Source organism: Brevundimonas sp. UBA5713 (assembly GCF_002419815.1).
Lineage (GTDB): Bacteria > Pseudomonadota > Alphaproteobacteria > Caulobacterales > Caulobacteraceae > Brevundimonas.
Map to the genome: position 1 here is coordinate 1 of NZ_DIGV01000052.1, position 8,857 is coordinate 8,857.

The following is an 8,857-nucleotide window of genomic DNA, read 5'->3' on the forward strand; positions in this document are numbered from 1 at the left end:
TGAGAAACGGGGGTCACGTCACAACCTCGGACTCAGATGCCCGCACCGTAGTGTCGGCCATGTGTTCTGATGGCGTAGAACGAGACGTTGACATCGCGCTGACCAATGTACTGAACTTCTGGGGCGGGAAACTTCAAGCGTGGGGCATCACGAAGTTTGTCGCCAAGTCAGCGCCAGAACGTCCCGGAACCAGATGGCTAAGCCGCGAGGAAATCCGGCCAGGCAACCTAGAAGCCCTTCAAGGAATAGACTTTACTCAGCAGTTCCAGCTTCTCGAATGGGATACGAAGGCTGGGAGGGCCAAGCCAAAGGACCTGACCGGCTCGAAAATCGAGTTCCGTATTTACAAGCCATCATACAAGCTAGGGATTAGCTTCACCCACCCAGACCATCCCGACGAACCTATCGAGATTGAGTTCGATTTGACGGACGAAGAGTCAGCACAGGTCCATGTCGCTAAGACCGATGCGGAGCGGGAGGCGACCTATCGTGAGTTGGCTGATGCAAGGCAGGAAGATATCCGCACCCGAGTGATGGAAATGATCGAAAGTCGGCGCAGGTAGGTGACTATGTTTCGTGAAGAGGAAATCGACATCGAACGGCAGTTCGATCCGTACCGGCATTGGATTAACGGAAATCCCGAGAATGACCAATACTGGCACCATCAAGCCCAAGAAGGTCAGGCGCTGCTGGTGATGGATGCCCTTCGCGACCTGATGGGAGCGGGCGTGACGTACTCAGCGCGGGTGGACGCCGGAACGCCACACACACACCTTCGGTTTGGCGTGGCGCGACGCGCCAAGGCACTGTGGGGAGCCCTCCGCAGTCTCCACGCCAACGTACCGCCCGACCGGGCCGCGCCCATGAACCATGACGAGGTCGAGGTCGTCTCACGAGACCTCAATGTGATCTACATCAACATTCGGGGACTGCTGGATAACCTCGCTTGGGCAGTGGTTCACCAGTTTGGGACTGGTGCTACGAAGCAGATTGCGCCCGTCCAAATCGGGTTATTCCGCCGCACACTTAGTCAGGACGACAACCTCAGCCCGCTCGCTGAGACACTGGCAGAATACCAGCAGTGGGACCGGGACATCAGTGAACGTCGCGACCCTGCTGCCCATCGAATTCCGCTAAGCGTTGCTCCCAGCGTCTTAGACGAGGCTGCGCAGGCAGAATGGAACCGGCTCAAGGCGGAATACGATGCTGTATTCGCAGCTGCTATTGCAGCCGCGAGCGATCGCCGCGCCGATGTCGATCAGTCCTTTGCTCGTGTCAGTGAAGCTCACGCACGGCTCCAGTCCGTGGGCCGGTTCCTCCCGTGGTTTGGGCACGACTACGCTGAGCGCCAGAATCCAATCTACCCGACTGTGCCGCAGGACTTAGCAATGATGCTGAAGGTATCGGCGCGGGTCTTCACGTTCATGGACGAACGCCTTGCTGCATAAATCAACGCCCTCTGGCCCGCGCCAAGCTCGTGAAAGGGGCGTCGTCGCCGCGCAGATGCGCCCTACGCGGCAATTTCCTTCGGAAGCGTCAGAAGTAGGCCTCCCCATTCTGTTGGTATTCGGCCCTCTCCCCAAAAGCGGACGTCAGCAACTGCCGCGTTGAGTCATTAGCGGACAGAGTAGCTCTGAGAACCTGTCAAAGACGCCCTAGGAACTGCATGTCGCAGAAGTTGCGAAAGATTTGCAACTTGAGCAGGTCTTAACTGGTATTGAGCAGGTTCTAACTGGTAACGACAAAAAATGGCGACCCCGCCAGGACTCCAACCTGGGACCTCGGCTTTAGGAAAGCCTTGCTCTATGCAGCTGAGCTACGGGGCCACGGGGTCTGAGTAGTCAGGGTGGGCGGGGGTGACAAGGCCTGTGCGAGCTTGGCTGGGGATTTCTTGTGACTGTGGCGTGGACGAGGCGCGCATTGCGGGGCCCGTTCGCGTGGTTAACCTTTGTGGTTAAGGTGCATTAACCTACTAGATGTGGTATAGAACAAAGCTCGAATCGAGCGGTGTCGCTGATTCGGTCATGATTCGTTCGTGCCGTGTTTCGAGGCTTGGTAACGGATCGTTCATCTTCTGTGTGAAAATCGGAATTTGGTGACGCGCGGGCAGAGTTCGTTCTGGCCTTGGGGCTCGCATGTGCTAGGGCAGGCGGGTCATGAGTGATCGTTCCACTGGCCTTGCGCCCTCGCGCATTACGGCCATCCTCGGCCCGACCAATACCGGCAAGACCCACCTGACGGTCGAGCGGATGCTGGGTCACACGTCGGGTATGATCGGCCTGCCGCTGCGGCTGCTGGCGCGCGAGATTTATGAGCGCATCGTCAAGCTGAGAGGCGCGTCGTCGGTGGCACTGATCACCGGCGAAGAAAAGATCGTCCCGCCTCGTCCGGCCTATTTCGTCTGCACGGTCGAGGCCATGCCGCTGGAGCGGCAGGTGGACTTCCTCGCGGTCGATGAAATCCAACTGGTGGCCGATCCCGAGCGCGGACACGTCTTTACCCAGCGCTTGCTGCACGCGCGCGGGCGGTTCGAGACCATGTTTCTGGGCGCGGGGACGATGGAGCCGTTGATGCGGCGCTTGGTGCCCGATGCCGAGATCGTCAGCCGCGAGCGCCTGTCGGTTCTGTCCTACGCGGGCTCCAAGAAAATCACACGCCTGCCGCGCCGCAGTGCTGTCGTCGCCTTCTCCACCGAGCGGGTGTACGCCATCGCCGAGCTGTTGCGTCGCCAAAGGGGCGGGGCCGCGGTGGTGATGGGTAGCTTGTCGCCCCGCACTCGCAATGCGCAGGTGGAGCTGTTCCAGTCGGGCGAGGTGGACTTTCTTGTCGCGACCGACGCCATCGGCATGGGGCTAAACATGGATGTGGACCATGTGGCCTTTGCGGGGATGCGCAAGTTCGACGGTCGTCGCACGCGATACCTTTATGCCCACGAGATCGCCCAGATTGCGGGCCGCGCCGGACGGCATATGCGCAACGGCACATTTGGCGTTACCGCCGAGGCCGAGGAACTGGACGAGGACCTGATCGAGCAGATCGCCGAGCATCGCTTTGATCCGGTCGAAGCGGCGGAATGGCGCAATGCGCGGTTGGACTTTGACACCCTGCCGGACCTGCTGCGTTCGCTGGAAAAGACGCCCGAGAGGGCAGGGCTGCGGCTAACCTTGCCGTCACTGGACGAGATTATGCTTCGCCGTCTGTCGCAGGACGACGAGATCAAGAAGGCGGCCCGTTCGAGGGGCACCCTGATGCGCCTGTGGGAAGCCTGCCAACTGCCGGACTTCCAAAAGACCACGACGGATGAACACGCCCGTCTGGCCAAAGAGATTTTCAGCGCCCTGACGACGGGCCACGGTCGTTTGCAAAACGACTGGATTGCGCCGCGCTTTGCCGATCTGGACCGCGACGACGGGCAGATCGATCAGGTTTCGGCGCGTCTGGCGGGCGTGCGCACCCTGGCCTACATCGCCAACCGTCCCGACTGGTTGCATAATGCCAAGGAATGGGCGGAAAAGACCAAGGCGCTGGAAGAGCGACTGAGCGATGTGCTGCATGAGAAGCTGACGGCGCGGTTCGTGGACCGTCGCACCTCGGCGCTGATGCGTGTGCTGAATGATAGTGCCGAAGTGTTGGCCGGTGTGGCCGACGACGGCGAAGTGACTATAGAGGGAGAGGCCGTGGGCCGCTTGGAGGGTGTGAAATTCACCCTCGATGCCGGTGGTTCGGCCCTAGCGGATCGGGCGCTGCGTCAGGCAGCCACCCGTGCCGTGGCTCCAGAGATTGGACGGAGACTAAAGGTTTTGGCCAAGGAAGAAGACGCTGGCTTTACGCTGGATGCGGATGGTTCGGTGCGTTGGCAGGGCGCGGTGGCGGCCAAGGTCGTCAATGACGACGTGTTTCACCCGCGCGTTCACCTGATCGGCGATCTGGGCGATACGGCGGCGCGTGAAGCGGCGCAAAAGCGCATCGAGACGTGGCTGGGTGAAGAGGCCGGACGGGCTCTGCGCGATCTCAAGCGTCTGAAGCGTGCGGTGGATGACGGCGTGCTGGCGGGGCTGGTGCGCGGTATCGCCTGGCGCATCGTCGAAGCCGGCGGCGTGCTGCCGCGTGCCGAGGTACGCGAGGACCTGTCCAGCCTGTCGCCGGAAGACCGCAAATCTTTGGGCAAGTTCGCCATTCGCATCGGCACCCATGCCGTGTGGCTGCCGTCCATGCTGAAACCGCGCGCCCAGACCTTTGCCCGTGCCTTTGTCGCCAGTGATGGCAGCAAGGCACTGGAGGGCGAGGGCCTTCGCGAACTGCGCGGGGACAAGCCATCGGCCAAGGCGCTGGCCGCCTATGGTCGTCAGATCGTGGGCCGTTTCAGCGTGCCGGTCGAACTGCTGGAACAGTACGCCGACCTGCAACGCAAGGCCGGACGTGGCGACCTGCCCAAAGAGGCGCTGGAGGCTCTTGGCTGGAATGAGGGTCAGGTGCGGGCGGTGCGCTCGGCCCTGCGCCCGCCGCGTCGTGAAGAGGCGGGTGCCGCCGCTGCGGCCCCTGTGGTGGATGCGGACTCGCCGTTTGCCGCTCTGATGGCGCTGAAAACCGCCGAGCCGGAAGCCAAGCCTGCTCAAAAGCCGCGCCGCGAGAAGAAGCCGAAACAACCGCGTCAGCCCGTGCCGGAAGGCGAAACGCCTGAAGCGACTGCCGAGGGTGAGGGCGCACCGAAGAAGAAGCGCCGCCGCCGTCGCGGTAAGGGCAAGGGCGAGGCCGAGGCCACTGCGGGTGAAACCGCCGAGGCCGCTGAACTGACCGAATGTGCACAGGCGGTCGAGGGCGAAGTTCCCGCTGTCGGTGCCGAGGGTGAAGAGGCTCCGGCCAAGAAGAAGCGCCGTCGTCGCCGCAAGCCCAAGGGCGAGCGCACGCCGGTTGAGGGCGGTGCCGTTGAGGCCAGCGAAGGGGAGGCCACCGAAGCCGCTCCGGCATCGGAAACGGTTGAGGGTGAACCAGCTGAGGGCGAAGCCGCACCGAAAAAGAAGCGCCGTCGCCGCCGTGGCAAGAAGCCGGTGACCGAGGCTGGTGCCGAAGGCCCGTCGTCTGACGACGCAGCCGGTTCGGATGAAGCCGCTGCCTCTACCCAAGCTGGCGAAGCTCCGGGCGCAGGCGAAGCCAAGAAGAAGCGTCGCCGCCGCTCTCGCAAGCCCAAGGCTGCGGGCGAGCGGGCAGAAGGTGCAGAGGCAACTTCCGAGCCCGCTGCGGTCGAAGCGCCTGCATCTGCGGCTGAACCGGCTGCTCCCGAACCCTTGGGCGAGGCCTAAGGCCCTGCGCGGGGTTCGCCATGGATAGCAGCACCGCCCCACAATCCATCCGGATTGACCTGTGGCTCTGGCACGCCCGCTTCTTCAAGACGCGGGCGCTTGCCGCTGAAATGGTGTCGAAAAAGAAGATCCACCTGACCCATCAGGGGCGGCAGGTGCGGCTGGATAAGCCCAGCCGCACGGTCCACGTTGGCGACGAGATCATGTTCAGCCTCGGCGGGCGGATCACACAGGTGAAGGTGCTGGCTATCGGCGAGCGCCGTGGACCTGCCACCGAGGCGAGGACGCTTTACGAAGACCACTCGCCCAAAGATCAGCCGCAACCGGTCGCCAAATGGGACGGTGATCGCGGCGGTCGCGGACATATTTAAGGGCGCAGACCCCTAAGCCTGCGCCCCTGAAACGGCTCATGCCATCCGTGGATGGCGATGGCTGGCTTACTTCACGAACTCGCCTTCGATGTGCAGTTCGATTTCATCGCCCAGAGCCGGCAGGCCGTAGGTGATGCCAAAGTCCGAACGCTTGATCTTGGCTTCGGCGTCAAAGCCCGCGCGATACTTGCCGCCCATCGAAGGACCGGCCTGATTGAACTCGACCTCCAGCTTCACCGGACGGGTGATGCCTTTGATGGTCAGGTTGCCATAAACGTCGGCTTCATTGCGGTCATCGTCGTCCATGACGATGCGGGTCGATTCAAAAGTGGCTGTCGGGTGGTTGGCGACGTCAAAGAAGTCTTCACCCAATAGGTGGCGCTTCAGGGCGTCATCATTGGGGGCGATGTCCGCAATCGGGATGGTGGCCGACAGACGGCTGTTGGCAGGATTGGCCGGATCCAGTTGCAGGCGGGCCTGAACATTCACGAACTGGCCGTAGAAGTCGGAAAAGCCCAGATGGTCGACTTTCCAGGTAATGCGGCCATGGCTGGGATCCAGCTCATAGTCTCCGGCCTGCACTTCGGCTGGGTTCTTGGTCAGGGCGGATTGGGCAATCACGCCAGTTCCGCCGACCAGAGCAAGGGCCGAGGCGGCAATGGCAGCTGTACGCAAGGATACGCGCATGTGTGTCTCCTCCAAACTGGGCGTGTTTCAGTTTCATTTAAAAGAGGGCCTGAACAGCAACTTTGGTCGATTTGGCATGATGCGTTACCGACTTTGACCCGTGTCTCAAGCGTACTCGGTTGACAGTTGGTTCCCGGAAGAGGCATTTGCGCGCCCTCGACCTTTTTCCAGTTCTTTACGGGCCTGATTGCCGCAATGACCTACATCGTCACCGACGCCTGCGTGAAATGTAAGTTCATGGACTGTGTAGAAGTGTGTCCGGTGGACTGCTTCTATGAGGGCGAGAACTTTCTGGTGATCGCGCCGGACGAATGCATCGACTGTGGTGTGTGCGAGCCGGAATGTCCCGTAGATGCCATTGTGCCCGACACCGAGGACGAGCCGGACGGCAAGTGGCTGCAGATCAATGCCGAATATGCCAAGGTCTGGCCGAACATTACGGTCAAGGGTACGCCGCCGGCTGATCGCGAAGAGTTCGAGCGCGAGACGGGCAAATACGAAAAGTATTTCAGCCCCAAGCCCGGCAAAGGCTCCTGATTTTCTCGCCATTATCTGAACACATTTGATCTCAATCCCAGCTTGGCACTGCGGATATTTTGAGATTGATCAATTTTGTGGTAGGTTCCTCCCATTCGAAACGGGCGGTTGCACAGCCATGCGCGCCGTCCGAGTTTGCGACAGAACCCCGCTTTTGAGACGGGGGCGGCCAGAGGTTCGGTGATCCGGTACAGCGTCTAATCCGTAATCAGCGCGTTTCGCCCGACGGGCCACACCCGGCGGCAGCTGCGCTATTTGCCTATTAGAAGTGCCGTCTCACCAGCATCTGCGCTGGGAAAGGAATGTCATGACGAGCAAGTCCGGTCTGGAATTCAAGGTTGGCGACGCTGTGGTCTATCCGGCCCACGGTGTTGGCAAGGTCGCCGCGATCGAAACTCAGGAAGTCGCGGGCATGTCTCTGGAGGTCTATGTCGTGACCTTCGACCACGAGAAAATGACCCTGCGCGTACCGACCAAGAAAGCCGCATCGGCTGGTCTGCGTACGCTCGCTGCCGATGACACCGTCACCAAGGCACTGACCACCCTCAAGGGCCGTGCCCGCATCAAGCGTACCATGTGGTCGCGCCGTGCGCAGGAATACGAAGCCAAGATCAACTCTGGCGACCTGATCTCGATCGCCGAGGTCGTGCGTGACCTGTATCGTGCCGACACTCAGCCCGAGCAGTCCTATTCGGAACGCCAGCTGTACGAATCGGCTCTGGATCGTATGGCGCGCGAAGTGGCTGCGGCCAACGGCATCGACAAGGACGCGGCGATTGCCCTGCTGTCTAAGTCTCTGGCAGCGAAGAAGCCGGTGCCGTCCGCGACGGCCGCTGTCGAAGCCGAGGATGAAGCCGAAGCCGCCTGATAAGGTTTTTTCGGTAACACCAAGAACAAAGGCCCCGATGTTTCCATCGGGGCCTTTTCTTATGCCGGTCGGGCGGTGGTCTTAGTACAGGACCACGATGGCGACGCGACGGTTTTGGGCGCGGCCCTCACGCGTGTCGTTCGGGGCGACCGGGTTCGACGCACCATACGAGATGGTCGACATGCGGTTCAGGGCGATGCCCTGGGTGCTGAGGAAGCGACGCACGGCTTCAGCGCGCTCTTCGCCCACGCGGGCGTTGGTAGCGTCAGAGCCCGAAGCGTCGGTGTGGCCCTGGATTTCCAGATACACATTGCGGTTTTCGGCTTTCAGGCGCTGGGCCAGTTCGGCGAGGCGCTGTTCGGCTTCCGGAGACAGGTCGGTGGCGTTGGTCGGGAACTTCACCGAGTCATCCGACAGAACCACTTCATAAAGGAATTTGCCTTCAGCCAGCTTGTGGGCCGCATTGGCGCGTTCCAGAGCTTGGTTCGCGGTGCTCTCGACGCCCGTTACGCGATTGTCCACCGCCGAGACGCGCTCATCGACTACCGCGACATTCTCGCGAACGAATTTGTGGCTGGCACAACCGCTCGCGGCCACACCGACTGCCAAAAGCGCGCCAACGGCGAAGGCTTTGCGGGACGTGAAAGTCATAGGATCTTTGCTCTCTTAAGGCGACGGGGGATGCCCGCCCTAGCTAGAACGTGAAATAATCGTGACTCTGTGGGCCACCAAATGACCGAAAGCAGGCAAAATATTGTTAGCTTGACTATATTAATCGATCCTAGGGCGAAATATTTTTTACGTTCGCCATAAAGCGGGCCGAAGTTGATGCCTGATTAGACAGTCTGCAAAACACGGTTTGCAGGCAGTATGAGAGACGGCATGGGCGAGGGGCGCGTGCGGCGTAAACAAACGCGTACAACATTGGCCATCGGGGCCAGTGTAGCTGTGCATGTCCTTGTTCTAGCGGCAATTTGGGGCATGAAGGTGCAAGGTCCCGTCCTTGTCGAAGAGCCTGACCATGTGATGGTAGAACTGGTAGAGCCGCTGCCCCCGCCGCCCGAGCCGACACCCGATCCCGCGCCGACCGGGCC

Annotated in this window: 8 protein-coding genes, 1 tRNA gene and 1 pseudogene; 7 read left to right on the forward strand and 3 right to left on the reverse strand. The window is 61.1% G+C overall.

Annotated elements, in window-relative coordinates:
* Together B3B04_RS12845 and B3B04_RS12850 are read left to right on the forward strand one after the other, a co-directional pair.
* On the forward strand, positions 1 to 563 hold a 563-nt coding region (locus B3B04_RS12845; RefSeq protein ID WP_292043455.1), incomplete at its 5' end, for a hypothetical protein.
* Positions 564 to 569: 6 nt separating this feature from the next.
* Positions 570 to 1,448, forward strand: coding sequence for a hypothetical protein (locus B3B04_RS12850; protein ID WP_292043456.1), 879 nt, complete (start codon positions 570 to 572; stop codon positions 1,446 to 1,448).
* Between the two features lie 301 nt (positions 1,449 to 1,749).
* Here B3B04_RS12850 and B3B04_RS12855 read toward each other — a convergent pair.
* Positions 1,750 to 1,826 (reverse strand) — tRNA-Arg (locus B3B04_RS12855).
* A 330-nt stretch (positions 1,827 to 2,156) separates the two neighbouring features.
* Here B3B04_RS12855 and B3B04_RS12860 point away from each other — a divergent pair.
* Positions 2,157 to 5,300 carry a helicase-related protein gene (locus B3B04_RS12860; RefSeq protein WP_313443587.1) on the forward strand — a complete coding sequence of 1,048 codons (3,144 nt, stop codon included), beginning with the start codon at positions 2,157 to 2,159 and terminating at the stop codon, positions 5,298 to 5,300.
* A 20-nt stretch (positions 5,301 to 5,320) separates the two neighbouring features.
* On the forward strand, positions 5,321 to 5,671 hold the full coding sequence (locus B3B04_RS12865; protein ID WP_292043458.1) for an RNA-binding S4 domain-containing protein: 351 nt from the start codon (positions 5,321 to 5,323) through the stop codon (positions 5,669 to 5,671).
* 66 nt (positions 5,672 to 5,737) lie between these two features.
* Here B3B04_RS12865 and B3B04_RS12870 read toward each other — a convergent pair whose 3' ends face one another.
* Positions 5,738 to 6,358, reverse strand: coding sequence for a YceI family protein (locus tag B3B04_RS12870; protein ID WP_292043460.1), 621 nt, complete (start codon positions 6,356 to 6,358; stop codon positions 5,738 to 5,740).
* 195 nt (positions 6,359 to 6,553) lie between these two features.
* Between B3B04_RS12870 and fdxA the strand changes: the two genes are divergently transcribed.
* Positions 6,554 to 6,895 carry a ferredoxin FdxA gene (fdxA, locus tag B3B04_RS12875; RefSeq protein ID WP_292043461.1) on the forward strand — a complete coding sequence of 114 codons (342 nt, stop codon included), beginning with the start codon at positions 6,554 to 6,556 and terminating at the stop codon, positions 6,893 to 6,895.
* Positions 6,896 to 7,202: 307 nt separating this feature from the next.
* On the forward strand, positions 7,203 to 7,763 hold the full coding sequence (locus tag B3B04_RS12880) for a CarD family transcriptional regulator (protein ID WP_292043462.1): 561 nt from the start codon (positions 7,203 to 7,205) through the stop codon (positions 7,761 to 7,763).
* An 81-nt stretch (positions 7,764 to 7,844) separates the two neighbouring features.
* Here the strand turns inward: B3B04_RS12880 and B3B04_RS12885 are convergent, their stop codons facing one another.
* Positions 7,845 to 8,414: an OmpA family protein gene (locus B3B04_RS12885; RefSeq protein ID WP_292043464.1), complete on the reverse strand. Its 570-nt coding sequence runs from the start codon at positions 8,412 to 8,414 to the stop codon at positions 7,845 to 7,847.
* 246 nt (positions 8,415 to 8,660) lie between these two features.
* Between B3B04_RS12885 and B3B04_RS12890 the strand changes: the two are divergent.
* Positions 8,661 to 8,857 (forward strand): annotated as a pseudogene (locus B3B04_RS12890) (hypothetical protein); the annotation flags it as partial.

Excerpts from the sequence above, each read along its gene's own strand:
- B3B04_RS12880 (WP_292043462.1), top strand. The coding sequence starts at position 7,203 with ATGACGAGCAAGTCCGGTCTGGAATTCAAGGTTGGCGACGCTGTGGTC.
- B3B04_RS12870 (WP_292043460.1), bottom strand. The coding sequence starts at position 6,358 with ATGCGCGTATCCTTGCGTACAGCTGCCATTGCCGCCTCGGCCCTTGCT.
- B3B04_RS12885 (WP_292043464.1), bottom strand. The coding sequence starts at position 8,414 with ATGACTTTCACGTCCCGCAAAGCCTTCGCCGTTGGCGCGCTTTTGGCA.
- fdxA (WP_292043461.1), top strand. The coding sequence starts at position 6,554 with ATGACCTACATCGTCACCGACGCCTGCGTGAAATGTAAGTTCATGGAC.
- B3B04_RS12865 (WP_292043458.1), top strand. The coding sequence starts at position 5,321 with ATGGATAGCAGCACCGCCCCACAATCCATCCGGATTGACCTGTGGCTC.
- B3B04_RS12860 (WP_313443587.1), top strand. The coding sequence starts at position 2,157 with ATGAGTGATCGTTCCACTGGCCTTGCGCCCTCGCGCATTACGGCCATC.
- B3B04_RS12850 (WP_292043456.1), top strand. The coding sequence starts at position 570 with ATGTTTCGTGAAGAGGAAATCGACATCGAACGGCAGTTCGATCCGTAC.